The sequence below is a fragment of the Rickettsia finnyi genome (genome assembly GCF_049668125.1).
GTDB classification, from domain to species: domain Bacteria; phylum Pseudomonadota; class Alphaproteobacteria; order Rickettsiales; family Rickettsiaceae; genus Rickettsia; species Rickettsia kotlanii.
The window spans coordinates 1,110,237-1,125,934 of sequence record NZ_CP187160.1; the positions used below are offsets into that span (position 1 = coordinate 1,110,237).

Sequence of the window (15,698 nt, forward strand, 5' to 3'; positions counted from 1 at the left end):
GTCTACACCTCTGATAAATTCCAAAGTAGTTGATTTGCCTCAACAATTATATTTTTATCTACTAATTTCTTGATATATACTAATTTATTATCTGGTTTGATTTTTGCCTGATTAGAGTAAGTACTAACAAATTTTAAAATTTTATCAGTCATATCGGCATTTTTATAAAATTTAATCACAAATCCATTATCTCCTGAATCTAGATTTTCAATATTTAACTTAAAGCATAATAGTTTTATTTTTACAATATCAAGTAAATTATTAAATTCAATCGGTAGTAAACCGAATCTATCAATCATCTCATCTTTAAATGTCTCTACTTCTATCTCATTACTTAAATTACCTATTCTTCTATATAGTCCAAGTTTAAGAGCTGCATCGGCTACATAATTATCTGGAATAAAGACGGATAATCCTAAATTAATAGTCGGGATAAAGGGTTGTTCTGAAACAATCGGTTCATCTTTAAAAATAGCTATTTGTTCTTCCAGCATTTCTTGATAGAGTTCTGTACCTACTTCTTTAATTTGTCCTGATTGTTCTTCACCTATCAAATTACCAAAACCTCGTAAATCCATATCACGGCTTGCAATAGTAAAACCTGAGCCCAAAGTACAACTATTTTGTATTATCTCTAAGCGTCTTAAGGAGTGCGATGTCATCTTTTTATGACTTGCTACCGTTAGATAGGCATAACCCCGCATTTTACCTCGACCTATGCGACCACGCAATTGATACAGCTGACTAAGACCCAGCATATCAGCCTTATGTATGATCATGGTATTTGCCTCGGCTATATCAATTCCTGATTCTATAATAGTAGTTGAGACTAGTATATCGAATTTGCCGGCATAAAACTCGCTCATAACCTCATCAATTTTACTCGGAGTCATTTTTCCGTAAGCTATTTTATAGCTTAATTCCGGCACGATTTGTTTTAATTGTTTTTCGATATCCTCTATATCTTTAATTCTTGGGACTACATAAAAGCTTCTTCCGCCTCTAAAATGTTCGCGTAATAATGCATCTCTGATAATAACGGGATCAAACGGCATAACCGAGGTACGAACTTCCAGCCTGTTTAGAGGCGGCGTTGCAATAATGCTAAGTTCTTTTAAACCGGTCATTGACATTTGCAGCGTTCGAGGAATCGGTGTTGCCGACATTGCAAGTACATGGGAAGAGGATTTTAACGACTTAAGAAATTCTTTTTGACTGACACCGAAATGTTGTTCTTCATCGATTATTAACAATTTCAAATTAAAGAATTTTATATTTTTATGTAATAAAGAATGAGTGCCTATTATTATATTTATTTTACCGCTTTCAAGCTCCGATCTTATAATTTTTGCTTCTTTAGAACTAATGACGCTAGATAATTGCTTGATATTTAAACCAAAACCTTTGAACCTTTCTATGAACCTTGAAAAATGTTGACTACATAAAATAGTTGTCGGTACAACTACAGCTACTTGAGGTAAATGTTCATTTAGAGATTTTGCTACCATAAAGACGGCACGCATTGCTACCTCTGTTTTACCAAACCCAACATCACCGCATATTAACCTATCCATTAACATACCGTTTCTTAGATCTTCTTTAACATCGTTTATAGCGGTTAATTGGTCTTCCGTTTCGCTGAAAGGAAAATTAGCACAAAATTTATCATATTCTTCAAGGTCAAATTCAACGGGAGCACTACTATTAAGTTTCCTTTTAGCTGCTATTTGTATTAAATGCAGTGCTATCTCTTTTATACGATTTTTAAGCTTTGCCTTACTTCTTTGCCATGAAACGCTACCAAGCTTATCAAGCTCCGCATTATCATTGCCGTATTTTTTTATTACCTCTATACTTTCAACTGGTATATATAATTTATCATTGCCGGCATATAAAATCTTTAAAAAATCATGTGGTTTGCCTTTGATTTCTAAAGCTTCTAGCTTTAAAAACTGCCCTATTCCATGATCTTTGTGAACAACAAATTCGCCTTCAGCTAAATTATCAAGCTCCAGCAAGATATTTTTAAGTTTTTTGTTAGTGTTTGTAGAGCCAGGTTTTTCTTCTAATAATTCGCTAGCGGTAATAAATAAATATTCTTTCGTATAAAAGCTTTGATTTAAAGGAATTATCCCGATATTTATTATTGAAGCCTTAGCCTCATCTAATTTATTTATCTCATTATATTTATATTCATAATTTTGAATTATGCTTTTAATTCGCTCAAAACTACTTAAAACGCTTGAGCCTATAATAATTTTCTTATGAGAATTTGCTTTAATAACCTCAAATAATTTATCGAAAACCGTTTTCTTTTCTATAAAACTTGTAGCAGCTATATTTTCAATTAAGCTAGCTTGCTCTGAGTTTTCAAAAGTAAGTAGTATATTATTTTTTCGTTCTAGTAATTCTGTTATTTCAGAAGCAGTAAAATATAAGCTAGTCGGTGAAAGGGTGGGATAGAAACTATTAAATTTAAGTTTATTTGCCTCTGACCTTGCCAAATAAAAATCGTTATAACTATGTTCAAATTCTAAAATGGCTTGTTTTGACAAATTATCGAATATGAAAATAGGATCGTTTAAATAATCTATTAAGTTAGAGCAGGAATCGTAAAATAACGGGAGTAATTGTTCATATCCTGTGAATTTTCTTCCAGATATTACCGCCTCATATAAAGCATTATCAGTATGATTAACTCCAAAATTTCGTAAGTAATTATTCTTAAAATTACCTATAGTTTCACTATTTAAAACTATCTCATTTGCAGGACTAATAATAAGCTCCCTGCAGGATTTAGTCGAAATTTGCGTATCAATATCAAATTCTTTTATTGATTCAATATAACCCCAGCTAAAATGAATTCTATAAGCTTTAGGACCGGGCAATATTATATCAATGATTTCGCCTCTAACCGCAAATTCCCCGGCATCGATGCCACTCGCATTTCTTGTAAAACTATTTTCTACTAGAAACATAGCAAGTTCATCCATAGTAAATTTCATTTTAGGGAATAATTTCAAAAAATTTTTAGAAAAAAAATCTTTCGGTGGTAATTTGTTTAATAAGTTCGCTGTATGAGTGATGAGTAATTTGCTATTACTATTATTTGTTGTTAGCTTGGTTAATGTTTCTGCACGTCTAGATGAGATATTGGCATTTGGTGACGTATGGTCATAAGGGATGGTATCATAGCTTGGAAAATAATAAATATTTTCATTAGAAGAAAAAAATAAAGCTTGCTTGTATAATTGCAATGCCTCCTCTTCATTACTCGCACTCAAGATGAAATCTTGCTTAAGATTCTTAGTAAAATTATCAATTGCAAAGAAAGATTTAGCAGCCGCCGGGACTTTTTGTTGTAACATTCTACAGGAGTTTATATTTTTGCTATTTTGCGTAATTTATCAATTATTTCGGCATCTAGATAAGCAGGAGCAGAAGATTTATTATTAATCCAATTATAAAGATCATTATCATTTTGATCAAGTATTAAAGAATAGCTTCCAAGTTTTTGTTCATCCATTAAGGATAGGTACTTTTCGGCAAAGCTACCGAGTATATAATCCATTTCTCTGCAACCGCGATTTTTACTACGGTAAAAAAGTTTCTTTTGTAAAGAATTTTTATTTAATTTATTCATCTATAACATCTTGCAAAATTTTTTTATAATAATATTATTAAAATAATCAAATACCAAGATCATTTTAAAATGCTTTAATAATTCAGCACTCTAATAAATCCATTCTACATGGGTAAAATTCTATTAACTTTTATTATCAATAACAGCAAACAAGCGTAAATATGTCGGTTCAAAATATCTGTTCTACAAAAGCTTATGATATGCTAATTTCAAATGATAATGCTTTTCTTGTAGATGTTAGAACTAGAGAAGAGTGGAAGCAAGTGGGGATACCTCATCTAGATAATAAAAATAAGGTGATCTTTCTAAGTTGGCAATTGAATAAAGATTTTGAAGATAATTTTTTATCTATCGTTAACGATAAAATTCATGCAATAATATTTTTTCTGTGCCGTTCAGGATATAGGTCATTTATCGCAGCAAATTTTATAACTAATATAGGTTATAAAAATTGTTATAATATTAGTGACGGCTTTGAAGGAAATAATCAAGATAAAGGCTGGAAACAAAATAACTTACCGTGGCAGTTTTAAGTGAGTACTAATCAAATAATTTTAACGGATCAAGGTAATAATTATGTAAATGTCTGGAGTCACGTAGCTCAAGATCTTTACAATCATTACGGTGAAACTCTATATAATAGCTGGTTTAGTAAAGTCAATTTTATAGAGTTTTCATTAAATACCGTTATTCTTTGTGCCCCTACTAACTTTGTTAGAGATTGGATAAAATCCAAGTACTCTATGGTCATATTGCAACTATTTCAACATTATAATAATACCATTAAGTCAATTGAAATAATTACTAAAGAGTTACCTGGAACAAACCAAACAGTTATAGAATTACCTACTAAGACTTTTACCGATATCGGCAGCAGTGAGCTTAATTCGGAAAATATCTTTTCAACCCTTGACGTACGTTTTACTTTCGATAATTTTGTGGTTGGAGCCCCAAATGAGCTAGCTTATGCAGCAGCAAGAGCGGTTGCGGAATCATCAGGTGCGGTTTCTGAGTCTAATCCGCTTTTTCTATATGGCGGCGTAGGGCTTGGTAAAACTCATTTAATGCATGCAATCGGTTGGTACATCAAGCAGAATAACCCAAGCCGCAAAGTAATATACATGTCGGCAGAAAAATTTATGTATCAGTTTGTTAAAGCTCTGCGTAACAAAGAAGTAATCTCGTTTAAAGAGAAATTTCGTTCGGTTGACGTATTAATGATTGATGATATTCAATTTATTTGCGGTAAAGATAGTACGCAGGAAGAATTTTTCCATACTTTTAATACATTGATTGATAATAACCGTCAAATGGTTATTTCTTGTGATAGATCACCTTCAGATTTAGATAATATTGAAGATCGGATAAAATCTCGTCTTGGATGGGGTTTAGTTGCCGATGTTCATAGTACTACTTATGAGCTACGACTCGGTATTCTAGAATCTAAGATTGAGCAGATGAACGTTAAAATACCAAAAGATGTAATTGATTTTTTAGCATCTAAAATCGTTTCAAACGTTAGAGAACTTGAAGGAGCTTTAAATAAGGTGATTGCTCATTCTAATTTTACTTTAAAAGAAATTACACTCGAAAACACACAAAATATTTTGCGGGATTTACTGCGTTCTAATGAAAGAATAATTACCGTTGAAGATATTCAGAAAAAGGTAGCTAGCCGTTATAATATTAAGTTATCCGATATGTCTTCATCACGAAGATTACGAGAAGTTGCAAGACCACGTCAAATAGCTATGTATCTTAGTAAAATATTAACGCCGAAAAGTCTTGCAGATATCGGTAAAAAATTCGGGAAAAAAGACCACACGACGGTTATGCATGCTATTAAGAAAGTAGAAGAATTACTGGAAAGCGATATAGAATTACGCGAAGAGATTAATTTGCTAATGAAAATATTGCAGAACTAAATGTCATACCGTGGTCAAGCTGACTTTGTTGCATGGTCCGAAAAACCGACTCGATGTCATTCCCGCAAAAGCGGGAATCCCGGGTAAAACAAAATAAATCGAGCTTTTAATTGTACAAACTTATTGTGTATAACCTTTAAATTACTGAATTCCCGCTTTCGTGGGAATGACATAAACAGCCATACAATAAAACCAAAACGTTGCAGGAATGACATAGATATATATCAAATGCTCTCAAAAAATGATTCAGTAAAAGAAATTTTTTCAAGATTCTCCGGGAAATACCGAATTAACAGAATTATAGATAATTATGGTTACGGTGAGGAGGGGAGCATATTTCTTACTTAAAAGTTTAAACGAATTAATCTATAAAGAGGAATTATAAATTTACTATTACGACTACGATTATCAAATCCACGCTAATCAAGAATATAGATATATTTTTAAGAATAGTAATATTACAAAATATTTTATTGCTCCTGAAAAGAGCTTATTTTATCAATTAAAATTTGTTGATGCAGACAGGGTATACTCAAATAATTTGGAAAATTGGAATGTAAAATGAGAAGCTAGTACGCACAGCCTATACTTAATAGGTGAGCATACGAATCCTCCAAAGTTTTGCAGAAACAATGCTTCAAATCATTTGAGTATACAAGCTACAGGCAGTCATCGATGTGGTAAAGATCAATATAATGCTACCTATGTATTTTTATATCCATTTACTCTTAGCTACCAAGTGCTAGGACCTCAAAAAGACTATAATATTAATACTGTTTTTAATCATATATAGTATTAGTATGTTCTCCAATTAGTTTAAAATATTCTTTCATATATTGTCTATATCAGTTGTTTCCAAAGTTTGATTATTATCTATCTTTTCTTTTAGAAAAGGAAAGTTTTAATCTCTTTTAAGACGAGGTAGGAGAAATAGTTTGATTAAATTTGGGGGTAATATCTTGTAATACATTCTTAGCATATTCAGGCGCATCAATATCATACCATTCTTTTATTTTAGCACATAAAATCTGTATTTCAGGTAGGATTTTTTTTAATTTCTTTCTTGAGAGATGCTTGTTTTTGAGCTAAAAACCCTTCAATATTTTTTAAGCTTTCAGTAAATTCCAAGTAGGTTATTTCAATTAAATCCTTTAAATCTTGAGAAAAAGCCTTTTTTTAAGCAATGTAGTTTTTGTAAGCTTTAAATTGCGTTGTCCTATATTGTTTACTTTAAGAATTAAAGCAGTTAAATTTTGGTCTAATGAATTTAACAAATGTATAGGACAATTCTCTAATTTATGAATTTTTGCTAAAAAAGATTTTATATCATTGCTTTTTACATTATCCATATTTTTGTAAAATTACATTGAAGCTAAGATGTCAAATATTCGTGCTATATAGTTTATAATTATTTAATTTTTTACTAAGCCATTCATTAATATATTACCTTCTTTAATAATTAATAGATTACCATTTTGTACATTTGTGTCATAATCTATTGGATAGGAATTTGGTAACACATATTTATAGTTTTTTAGTATACCTCTTGTTTGAGCAACGGCATACTCAGCATACATAGGAAAAAACTCCTTATATGATAAAAATATACTATTTTTATCAATAAGTTCTAAAAACATAGGAGCCGTAAATAAGGTTGCATTATTGCTATGCGTTGCAAGCATAAATAACAAATGTGTTAACTTTTCTGCAAAGTAATTTAGTTTTCGCGGTAATTCTTCTATATTTTGTGTTGATGCTTTAGCATGCACAACTTCAAATATACGTTTTATAATAGCATGTTTATATTCATGTTCTTACTCATCAAATTTAGATAAAATTTCATCATACTTTCCTAAGCCAGGTACACCTGTTTGTACATTACCGGTTTTATAATGTACTAATATTATGATTAATTGTAAAAGTTTCTTCTTGAGTATTTGAGATCTTACATATAGTAGATAAATCACTATTTATTTCTTCTAAAATCCGGTACTTTAGCTGATTTTTATTATTCCTGCCAATCATTTCAGCAAAAGCTAAAAGTCCTTTAGCATTATGTATGGGTTATTACTTATACTTTTTTAAGTTGATGTTTTGCAATTCTTGTAATAATACTTTCTTTGCATGCTGAGCAGTAATACCGTCTGCTAAAGAAAATATCTTAGGGATAGAGTGATTTGGATTAAATACACAGTGCAATAGCTTTTGATAATCCTTATCACTTATATTTTCTTTGTTATAATCTTTAAATAATTATGTTTATTAAAAGCAGTTTTGATAATATTAAAATTTTCTTCGTAATCATCATTATCTACAACTAATATTTCAGATTTAATTTTTTTATAAATATTGCTAATAGTAGAATATTTAAAAAATCTATCAGCTAAATTATGTAATACTAAACCTAGTTTAAGTTTAAAATCTTCAGAATTATATATATAATTAATATCTAGTATATTTTTAAGTAAAAAATTAAGATACTTAGGTAAAGTATAATTTTCTTTTAACTCTTCATCAGAGGAGCTATCAAAGTTTTCGCATTTTAGCATTATTATTTATAGTAGAATTAGTGTTAAATTATTTAGAAAAAAATATCTCTATAAGGGGGAGTAAAGTACCTAGTGTCTCCGTAAGGGCGCTGAAATCATCTCTATATAATAAATCATTTGTAGTACATCATTCTTTAATATCTATAAGATTGTCCAGTATTTCCCTCAAAACAATACATAAATGCCAAAGCTTCCATAATTTTCTTATCTTTAACAAATTTAAATAATCGTTCTTTTCCATAAGTTATTGTATCTTCAACACCAGCTAAATCTTTCTCTACTCAAGTTTTCTTTACTAATAGTTACAATTTATTTTATAAGTTAAATTTTGTTCAGTTTATACAGATAAGTTTATTGACAAAAGTTAATTTTTATTGTATTTTGCCCTCTTTAGTATTTTTGAAAGGTGGTTATGGTAGATATAAACAATAATAAGATTAGCTTAGCACTATTTGAAGGCGGTGGAGTAAAAGGGAATATCCATTTAGAAAAATTAAAAATAATGGAGCAAATAACCGGTAAGCCTACTTGTGAGATATTCGATTTTACTGGAGGGACCAGTGTTGGAGGACTTATTCCTATTTTGCTTAATTTACCGAATCCTAATAATCCCGGGAAACCTTTATTCAGTGCAGAGCAAGCTCAAGAACTGTTTGAAGAAATGGCACATGATATTTTTCCGGCAGGATTAACTTTTAGAAAATTGTGGAGTTTTAATGGCTTATTCAGCCATAAATTTTCTCCTGAACCATTAGTAAAATTATTGAAAGAATATTGTAAGGATTATACCCTCAAGGATTTAATCGGTGATGTTGTAGTTACAGGTTATGATCTAAATAATAAACAAAATCCTCTTATGACCTTCTCTACTATAGAGGCTAGACAAAGTGAAGAGAATAATTATTACCTTTCAGATATAATACAAGGCATCACTGCAGCACCTGGATATTTCCCCAGCCACAATTTCTGTAATATAACCAATACTAAATTACATAAAATTATTGATGGTGGAGTATATGCTAATGACCCAACTTTACAAACATGGAAATTATTAAAAGACAATAACTATCACATAGACAACGCTGTGTATTTATCATTAAAAGAAGAAAATAATGATGATTACCAAACTGTTTGTTGCGGCGGAGGCATAATAGAACTATTAAAAAATAATATGCCCGGTAAAATATTAGCAGCAACACAACAAGCTGATGAAATAACCGCTCAAAGTATTTTTGGTAATAAATTAATAGAAATAGCTACTTATATTCCGAAAAAACATGCTGAGATGAGTAATTCTAGTACTGAAAATCTGCAAGCACTAAAAGAATTTGCTAAAAAATCTATATATGGAAGCTCCACCTTTAGAGATGCACCTTATAATGAAAAGTTTAAAGAAGCTATTGATAAAATAATAAATAATTATAATGCAAATAACCCTAACGACCAAATTGTTATGAATGATTTTTATAAAGAGTTATTCCATATTAATACTTCTAATAACGCACTTGATAAAAGTTTTGAAAAGGACGAGGATATAACAAACAACGAGGATGCAGTTAATACACCGATAGCTCAAGCTCTAGATTTTAAAGATATAGAACCTAGAAAAGAAGAATTATTAGCAGGTATCAAGGAGTTTTTTAATCCATTCATCGAAAAAAATCCAGAAGCAAAAGCAGATATAGAGAATTTTTTACACGAAATAAAAAATTTGACATTAGCAGAAATTGAAAACGGTATTGTTAGTTTTAAAGAAGCTAGCTTAAAATGGCAAGCCGAGCAGAATAACCTTGATGTATTTAGTAGCTGTAGTATGGAAGCCTTAAAAGAGGATATGACTCTTGAGGGTGAAGAGCATACAGATATACCAGGTTATCTCTAACTTTCTTAATGTCATTCCCCCGTAGGCGAGAATCTAGTCAAAAAAAGTATAAATTGCTAGACTTTTAAAACTAAACGCTCGATTTATCTCTCTTTACCCTGGATTCCTGTTTTCGCAGGAATGACATCGAACGCTTTCTTCGAACTATACAACAACACCCACAGCTGCTCACAATGACGGCACCTGTTTTTAGTTAGGAATATTTGACTTTTTCTTATATAAAATCCAAATACAGTAAAACGAAATAGCAGAGCTAATACTTAACACGAAGCATAATAAAGCAAAATTGCTTATCGTTGCGCTGTGTATTTTAGAAACCAAATAAGTTACAGCAGCGATAACTACGTAGTATATTGCACCAAATATAGATCCTGCTGTACCTGTTACTTTAGCATAATCCTTCAGTGCATAACGAAGCGTCATAGGGATAAGTAGATTATGCCCAACCATATGAATCATCATCGGTGCAAATATCATAGCGATTGCAAGATTATGACTCATTGAAATAACTTCTAATATAAAAGCATTTACCGCAAATAATATACAACCGCACAAACTAACAATAAATCCTAAACCCATAACTCTTTTATCGTGTACATGGCGTTTTTTTATTAAATACCCTCCTAAAAAGCCTCCAAAGATAGCGGCAAAAGATAACAAAAACGCTAATTTACCGTAAAAAGATGGCAAAACTTTCATTTTATCAATAAAAATAAAAGGAGCTTCTATGAAAAAACCGTAATATATGCCGTTAAATGCACCGATGATAAAAGCATATAACCAAAGAATTTTATCTTTAATAATTACCTGCAAAACCTCAAAATATTTACTGCTTTGGGAAAAATCTATATAAGAATTTGTTTCAGGTAAAACTTTATAATATAAAGCTAATAATATAGTACCGGTAAGGCTAAAAAATACAAAAACATAATGCCAGCTTGAATATTCTATAATATAGCCCCCTATAGATGAACCTAGAGAAGGGATCAATAATAGCCACGGAGATAAGCTAGCATAAACATATGATAACTCTGAGCCTTGATAGGAGTCTCTAGCCATAGCTTGCCCAATAACAGAACCTACACTTACACCGAAAGCTTGCACAAAACGAGCTATCATCAGCATTTCTATATTAACTGCAAAAATGCTAATAATTGAAGATACAACATAAATAAAAAGCCCTAATAAAGCTATAGGTCTCCTGCCGTAAATATCCGATAATCTGCCGAATGATAATATACCAAGAGCAAACCCTAGAAAATATAATGTAGACGTAATTTGAGTGAGACCACTGTCAATGCCGAAATATTTGGTTAAGCTCGGTAATCCTGAAGTATAAATTGTTTCCGTAGTCGGTGATAAAATAAATAAGCATAGAAGCATCCATGCCGGAATCTTCGCAATAATTTTCATAAATAATTTTTTATTTCGGTTCATCGAGTTTTATCGATTAATCCGCTCCAAACAAATTTTTTCCGTTATCATTTTTAATCTTTCTACTCTCTCAATCAAGTAAAGTAACTGCTCTCTGCTAATTCTATAATTTTTATCATATCTTGCATCAACGTAAGCTTTTTCTAGTAATTCAAAACATTCTTTTTGTTTAGGAGACGAGTGCAGAAATACTTGTAGTAGTTCAACATTATAATTTGCACAATATCCACCTAGCTTTCTTATAGTGTGTAACTTTGGTTTGTAACAGGCAAAAACTAATAAAATGCTACTGTAAACACTTTCAGTGGCTTGGTGCAGCTCAAAAGCACTTTTACTAAAATCACCTCTTTCTAATGGGTATTACAATCAATAAAAAAACTCTTACCTCTACCAAACCAGTATTCATAATCTTCTTTAGCCATTTCTTTTACTTCACTCCAAAGCAAATTTTTAACTCGAGAAAGCTGCTCACCACTATCATATAAAAGAATACCTTCATTCTTAATATCGGTATAAAAATAACGCCCTTTTTCAAACTTGTCATTTACCTCACTTATAGATTCGCATATTATAGATATCCAAGGTTCTAGCGAAAAAACCTCGGCTTTTCTTAATCCTGTTTGTTCTAACCTTTTTGCTATCTTAGATTCTACCCTTAAAGTAGCATGCTCCTTAAATTCACCTTTTTTTCTACTAAAAAGTCAAAATCACTTATATAACTATAAGTAATATGATCTTCTGTATACATATCTTTAACCCAATCACCTCTAGCCATACGAGCCATACAAGATAATCAGGGCAATTTTATCCTTGGCGACAACCAAAATTTGCTGCACTATATAATCAAGCCTATCTTAAACTTCAAAAGACCGTTTTGGTCAAATTGTTTTCATAGCTGATCATTATTTAAACGTTAAATCTAAAATGTACTATATCCCCATCCTGCATTTTATATTCTTTACCCTCTAAACGCATTTTACCTACTTCCTTGGCTTTTGCTTCACTACCGAGATTTATGTAATCTTTATAGCCGATAACTTCCGCTCTGATAAAACCTTTTTCAAAATCAGTATGAATAATACCGGCAGCAGCCGGTGCAAGTGTGCCGTCTTTAAAAGTCCAGCTATGGGCTTCCTTTGGTCCTATAGTAAAAAAGCTTTTAAGGTTTAAAAGATTATACCCCTCTTTAATGACTTTACTAAGCCCTGTTTCGTCTAAACCTATAAATTTTAAAAACTCTTCCTTTTCTTCCATGCTTTCAAGTAAAGCAATTTCAGCTTCTATTTTTGAAGAAATTACGACACTTTTAACATTTTCTTTCTTTGCTCTTTCTGCTACTAATTTTGTAAATTCATTACCTATAGCTGCATCTTTTTCAAGTACGTTACATATATATAAAATGGGCTTAGAGGTAATTAACTGCAATTGTTTTAAATTATCAACTCCTAAAGCTTCATTTAGCACTCTTGCAGGTTTATCCTCACCTAATACCTTATAAACCTCTTTTAACAGCTCTATCTGCTCTGCCATTGCTTTATCGCCTGACTTCAAGCGTTTTTCACTTGTAGCTAAACGCTTTTCAACCGATTCTATATCGGCAAGTATTAATTCCGTTTCAATAATCTCGAGGTCATGCAGCGGATCGACTTTGTTATGTACGTGCGTTATATCCTCATCTTCAAAACAACGCAGTACGTGCAGTATTGCATCGACTTCCCTGATATGAGATAAGAACTTATTACCTAGCCCCTCCCCTTTGCTTGCTCCTTTAACAAGCCCTGCAATATCGACAAACTCAATATAAGACGGAATAATTTTACCGCTTCCGGCTAAGCTTGCTAGTTTATGCAAACGCGCATCAGGCACTAAAACTTTGCTGCTATTAGGTTCAATAGTACAAAACGGATAATTAGCGGCATCTGCAGCCTTACTTGCCGTTAAGGCATTAAATAACGTCGACTTACCGACATTCGGCAACCCAACAATTCCGAGTTTTAGTGTCATAAATTTTTCCGTAAATAATACATTATTGAATCTTTTTCGCAACCGTGCATAGCAAATTCAATTTTATACCCCAGTTTCTCATAAAACGATTTTGCTTGGAAGTCCATAGTAACAATATGAATAAAATTACAGCCTCGTTCACGTGCTAAATCCTCAGCTTTTTTTGCATTAGTACAGTACCATAATTTTAGTTTCTTATATTTTCATTAACAAAGAGTGAATCAATGTAAAATCCCCCCCAAGAACTTATACCGCTAATGCCTACAACAAAATTTTTCTCCTGATCTAAACAGGAAAATGAAAAAGATTCAATATCTCCTACTAACCACTTTTGTACTCTAGCATCTTTGTTCAAAGCCTCAATTATTATAGTTCTATGAGTTCTATCCATTTCATCAGCATAAATAATTTCAAAATTTTGTGTCATAAATCTTTGCTGTTTAGTTTTAATATCGTTTTCCCATCATTGTAAGGAGATGCGTAGCATCGACGTGGCAATCTCGTGAAGTAGTATAGAATTCCTGAGATTGCTTCGTCAAAACTTACAGTTTTTCCTCGCAATGACGAGTTGGTATCCACACAGCAACACCAATCAAATCGTAGGAATAACATTGAATATATCAAGCTATCTTATTCTTAAATTCTTCTAACTTATGCTCTAATATTAAACCAAAGTTACTAGTGATGCTATCTATAGCTTGCATTACTGTTTCATACTCCGGTTTAGAGAAATTATTAAGTACGTAATCTGCTACATCCTGATTATTTTGCGGTCTACCGACTCCAATCCTAATCCGGTTATAATTATTACCTATAACCCCATCAATCGACTTTAAACCATTATGCCCGCCATTACCGCCACCGGTTTTAAAATTTATTCTACCTGTTTCTAAATCAATATCATCATGAATAACAAAGATTTTTGCTGGGTGGATATTATAATATGTTTTCACCGATATCACTGACTTACCGGACAAGTTCATATAGGTGGCAGGCTTTATAAAAATTATCCTTTGTCCATCACTAATAGTTTCAGCAATTTCACAATTGAATTTTTTCTTTGTACTAAATGATGAATTATATTGGTTTGCTATTTTCTCTATAGCAATAAAGCCGACATTATGCCTCGTATATTGATACTCTTTTCCTGGATTACCAAGACCAATCACAAGAATCATAATAATTTACCTAATAAATAGTAATGGAAAATTTTTGAAGAAATATTGATTTGCAAAAAGTATAGAATAATGTCATTCTTAGCTCAGCATTATTACGTGGATTGAAAAACCTACTCGATATCATACCGTAGTTTGACATGGTGTCCAGAAAAAAAATTCACAAAGACTGGATACCGCTACAAGCTCGCAGTATGACAATTAAAGATTACCGGATTCCCGCTTCTAGCTAGGAATGGCATAAAACGAGCCAAACAACAACGCCTACGAATCCTCGCAATAACGATTTAAGTATCTTATCGTGAGAATTATCTTACTTCCCTGCTTCAGCGGCTTGTTGTTCCCCTTCAGCTTCAGTTTTTGCTCCTCTACGTCCTATAATAGTTGCAAGAACAAATTCTTTTTTTGTAACAAAACTACATCCTTTCGGTAATTCTATTTTTGACGATTTTAGCGAAGTAGCCATAGGCATATTAGTAACATCTATAGTTACGTTTCTTGGGATATTATTAACATCACATAACAAAGTAACTCTTCTTTTTACTATATTAAAGTATCCACCTCTTTTAACGCCTAAAGCTCTTTCTTTCCCTTCATATACTACAGGTACTTCCATTTTTTGGGTTTTCTCTTCTAAAAAGACAAAATCAACATGGCGTACTATATCCGTAACAGGATGTAATTCTACAGCCTTCGGCAATACTTTATATTTTTTCTTATCAATTGTTAAATTAATTAACTGAGAGATAAAAGCCGGCTTTCTATAATATTTAGTCATTTCCTTTTCTTCCAAAGAAATACTAACAGGCGTTTTACCCGCTCCATAAATAATAGCCGGAACACGCCCTGCTCTTCTTAATGCTCTTGCCGCTCCCGTACCGAATTTCGTACGTGGCTCCGCTTCAAGTTCTAATATTTCACTCATTATTACTCCATATTAACTTAATATAAATCTTCATTATCATACTTAAGTACAATTAAAAATTCAAGTAAATTAATTTTTGACTAGAATATAGGCGTAATATATTCCTTAGTTAAAATTCTTTAATTTATTGGATAAAAAAATTTAGTTCTAACCAAAATTAT

At 31.6% G+C, this 15,698-nt stretch carries 15 protein-coding genes and 4 pseudogenes; 4 read left to right on the forward strand and 15 right to left on the reverse strand.

Annotated features, from left to right (window positions below; genetic code table 11):
- Positions 1 to 2: 2 nt before the first annotated feature.
- Both mfd and ACPKKV_RS06135 read right to left on the reverse strand, forming a co-directional pair.
- Complete coding sequence (gene mfd, locus ACPKKV_RS06130; RefSeq protein ID WP_392506710.1) at positions 3 to 3,368, reverse strand: transcription-repair coupling factor; 3,366 nt, start codon at positions 3,366 to 3,368, stop codon at positions 3 to 5.
- An 11-nt stretch (positions 3,369 to 3,379) separates the two neighbouring features.
- Complete coding sequence (locus tag ACPKKV_RS06135; protein WP_392506711.1) at positions 3,380 to 3,643, reverse strand: FAD assembly factor SdhE; 264 nt, start codon at positions 3,641 to 3,643, stop codon at positions 3,380 to 3,382.
- 161 nt (positions 3,644 to 3,804) lie between these two features.
- Between ACPKKV_RS06135 and ACPKKV_RS06140 the strand changes: the two genes are divergently transcribed.
- The 3 genes from ACPKKV_RS06140 to ACPKKV_RS06150 all read left to right on the forward strand — a co-directional run bounded on the left by ACPKKV_RS06140 (position 3,805) and on the right by ACPKKV_RS06150 (position 6,361).
- Entirely contained in the window at positions 3,805 to 4,176 is a 372-nt protein-coding gene (locus tag ACPKKV_RS06140; protein ID WP_392506712.1) for a rhodanese-like domain-containing protein, read from the forward strand.
- A complete protein-coding gene (dnaA, locus tag ACPKKV_RS06145; protein WP_392506714.1) occupies positions 4,177 to 5,568 on the forward strand; it encodes a chromosomal replication initiator protein DnaA in 1,392 nt (463 codons plus the stop codon).
- Positions 5,569 to 6,214: 646 nt separating this feature from the next.
- Complete coding sequence (locus ACPKKV_RS06150) at positions 6,215 to 6,361, forward strand: DUF6314 family protein (protein WP_392506716.1); 147 nt, start codon at positions 6,215 to 6,217, stop codon at positions 6,359 to 6,361.
- Between the two features lie 358 nt (positions 6,362 to 6,719).
- Here the strand turns inward: ACPKKV_RS06150 and ACPKKV_RS06155 are convergent, their stop codons facing one another.
- The 5 genes and pseudogenes from ACPKKV_RS06155 to ACPKKV_RS06175 form a co-directional block, all read right to left on the reverse strand.
- Positions 6,720 to 6,917 (reverse strand): hypothetical protein, encoded by a 198-nt coding sequence (locus tag ACPKKV_RS06155; RefSeq protein WP_392506717.1) that lies wholly within the window; start codon positions 6,915 to 6,917, stop codon positions 6,720 to 6,722.
- A gap of 63 nt (positions 6,918 to 6,980) precedes the next feature.
- On the reverse strand, positions 6,981 to 7,337 hold the full coding sequence (locus ACPKKV_RS06160) for a hypothetical protein (protein ID WP_392506718.1): 357 nt from the start codon (positions 7,335 to 7,337) through the stop codon (positions 6,981 to 6,983).
- 45 nt (positions 7,338 to 7,382) lie between these two features.
- Positions 7,383 to 7,535 (reverse strand): hypothetical protein, encoded by a 153-nt coding sequence (locus tag ACPKKV_RS06165; RefSeq protein ID WP_392506719.1) that lies wholly within the window; start codon positions 7,533 to 7,535, stop codon positions 7,383 to 7,385.
- 255 nt (positions 7,536 to 7,790) lie between these two features.
- Entirely contained in the window at positions 7,791 to 8,117 is a 327-nt protein-coding gene (locus ACPKKV_RS06170; RefSeq protein ID WP_392506720.1) for a hypothetical protein, read from the reverse strand.
- 28 nt (positions 8,118 to 8,145) lie between these two features.
- Positions 8,146 to 8,398 (reverse strand): annotated as a pseudogene (locus ACPKKV_RS06175) (hypothetical protein); the annotation flags it as partial.
- 131 nt (positions 8,399 to 8,529) lie between these two features.
- Here ACPKKV_RS06175 and ACPKKV_RS06180 point away from each other — a divergent pair.
- Positions 8,530 to 9,999 (forward strand): patatin-like phospholipase family protein, encoded by a 1,470-nt coding sequence (locus ACPKKV_RS06180; RefSeq protein ID WP_392506721.1) that lies wholly within the window; start codon positions 8,530 to 8,532, stop codon positions 9,997 to 9,999.
- A 189-nt stretch (positions 10,000 to 10,188) separates the two neighbouring features.
- Here the strand turns inward: ACPKKV_RS06180 and ACPKKV_RS06185 are convergent, their stop codons facing one another.
- From ACPKKV_RS06185 to ACPKKV_RS06220, 8 genes and pseudogenes are all read right to left on the reverse strand, one after another.
- Positions 10,189 to 11,412: a Bcr/CflA family efflux MFS transporter gene (locus ACPKKV_RS06185; protein WP_392506723.1), complete on the reverse strand. Its 1,224-nt coding sequence runs from the start codon at positions 11,410 to 11,412 to the stop codon at positions 10,189 to 10,191.
- Positions 11,413 to 11,442: 30 nt separating this feature from the next.
- A complete protein-coding gene (locus ACPKKV_RS06190) occupies positions 11,443 to 11,751 on the reverse strand; it encodes a HEPN domain-containing protein (protein WP_392506877.1) in 309 nt (102 codons plus the stop codon).
- A gap of 337 nt (positions 11,752 to 12,088) precedes the next feature.
- Positions 12,089 to 12,257 (reverse strand): annotated as a pseudogene (locus tag ACPKKV_RS06195) (nucleotidyltransferase domain-containing protein).
- 82 nt (positions 12,258 to 12,339) lie between these two features.
- Positions 12,340 to 13,437, reverse strand: coding sequence for a redox-regulated ATPase YchF (gene ychF / locus ACPKKV_RS06200; protein WP_392506724.1), 1,098 nt, complete (start codon positions 13,435 to 13,437; stop codon positions 12,340 to 12,342).
- A pseudogene (locus ACPKKV_RS06205) lies at positions 13,434 to 13,601 on the reverse strand (GNAT family N-acetyltransferase); the annotation flags it as partial. The pseudogene ACPKKV_RS06205 and the gene ychF, both read right to left, overlap by 4 nt.
- A 31-nt stretch (positions 13,602 to 13,632) precedes the next feature.
- Positions 13,633 to 13,864: pseudogene (locus ACPKKV_RS06210) on the reverse strand (acetyltransferase).
- 193 nt (positions 13,865 to 14,057) lie between these two features.
- A complete protein-coding gene (gene pth / locus ACPKKV_RS06215) occupies positions 14,058 to 14,615 on the reverse strand; it encodes an aminoacyl-tRNA hydrolase (RefSeq protein ID WP_392506725.1) in 558 nt (185 codons plus the stop codon).
- A gap of 310 nt (positions 14,616 to 14,925) precedes the next feature.
- Positions 14,926 to 15,537 (reverse strand): 50S ribosomal protein L25/general stress protein Ctc, encoded by a 612-nt coding sequence (locus ACPKKV_RS06220; RefSeq protein WP_392506727.1) that lies wholly within the window; start codon positions 15,535 to 15,537, stop codon positions 14,926 to 14,928.
- Positions 15,538 to 15,698 lie beyond the last annotated feature (161 nt).